Below are 1,153 nucleotides of genomic sequence, written 5' to 3'. Positions count from 1 at the left end.
CCCCGGTGGGGTGGTGGATAATCAGGTTGCGTCAATCTATTCGGCCTCCTCGTGGAGCGGTTCAGTGCTCCGGGCCTCGATGGAGAAATCCGCGCCTGTCGTTCCTGATTAAAAAATCGGCTTCTTCGAGCCATTGTGTCTGTCAGGTTCACGACAGGCCGGTGCCTGTTTCCGCCATCCGTTCGGACGCTTGCAATCGTTGGCTGGTTGTCTGGTGACCGACCCGGTTTGGGTCGGTCATTTCATTTGGACTCCTTGCGATCAGGGATCAGGCCGCCGCGGCGCTCGCCCGGAACGTCTCGCCCCGTGTCAGTACCGCCCAGGCCACCCGGGCGAGCTTGTTGGCCAGAGCCACGGCCGCCTTGTTTCGATGCACTCGGCCGTTGACCCGCTGGATCCAGCGGCGTAACGCATCGTCTCCTCGATGCGCCTGCTGGAGAACGGCCCGGGCGCCGTGGATCAGCAACGTACGCAGGTACCGGTTGCCTCGCTTGCTGATGCCGAGCAGACGAGGCCTGCCGCCGGTCGTGAACTGCTGGGGCACCAGCCCCAGCCAGGCTGACAACCCCCGTCCCTGGGTGAACTGGGTGCCGTCCCCGACGGCGGCCACCATCGCCGTGGCAATCATCGGTCCGATTCCCGGGATGCTCATCAGGCGTGCCGCCCGGGCATCCCGGACCGGGATCCGCTCGACACGCTGCGTGATGTCGGCAACCTTGTCGTCCAGTTCCTGGAGTTGTTGCCAATGGTCCGCGACCAACTGACGTACGCCGTCAGGTAGGTCGTTCTCGGCATCCTCGAGGATGCCGGGCAACGCCCGGCGCAGATTCAGGATCCGCTTGGGAACCGTGATGCCGAATTCGAGCAACATCGCTCGGACCCGGTTGGCCGTTTCCGTGCGCTGCTTGATCCAGCCCTGCCGGGTTCGGTGCAGGAACTGGATTTCCTGTTGGGTGGCATCCTTGATCGACACCGTCGGCATGGTTGGCCGGGTAGCGGCCTCGGCGATCGCCTCGGCATCGGCGTTGTCGTTCTTCTGACCCTTGGTATAGGGCCGGACGAACTGGGCAGGGAGCAACACGGCATCGTGTCCCATGGCATCGGCCTTGCGGGCGATGTCATGCGAGCCGGCGCAGGACTCCATGGCGACCCG

1 protein-coding gene is annotated in these 1,153 nt (G+C 64.4%); it reads right to left on the bottom strand.

All coding sequences use genetic code 11. The features are described 5' to 3' along the window. Window positions 1-268 precede the first annotated feature (268 nt). Window positions 269-1,153, bottom strand: an 885-nt coding sequence (locus FAZ79_RS11285; protein ID WP_136868055.1) for an IS110 family transposase, incomplete at its 5' end; no start/stop codon positions are given.

It is taken from the genome of Guyparkeria sp. SB14A, assembly GCF_005096345.1.
Taxonomy (GTDB): domain Bacteria; phylum Pseudomonadota; class Gammaproteobacteria; order Halothiobacillales; family Halothiobacillaceae; genus Guyparkeria; species Guyparkeria hydrothermalis.
This window is presented reverse-complemented; position numbering and strand designations above follow the sequence as displayed.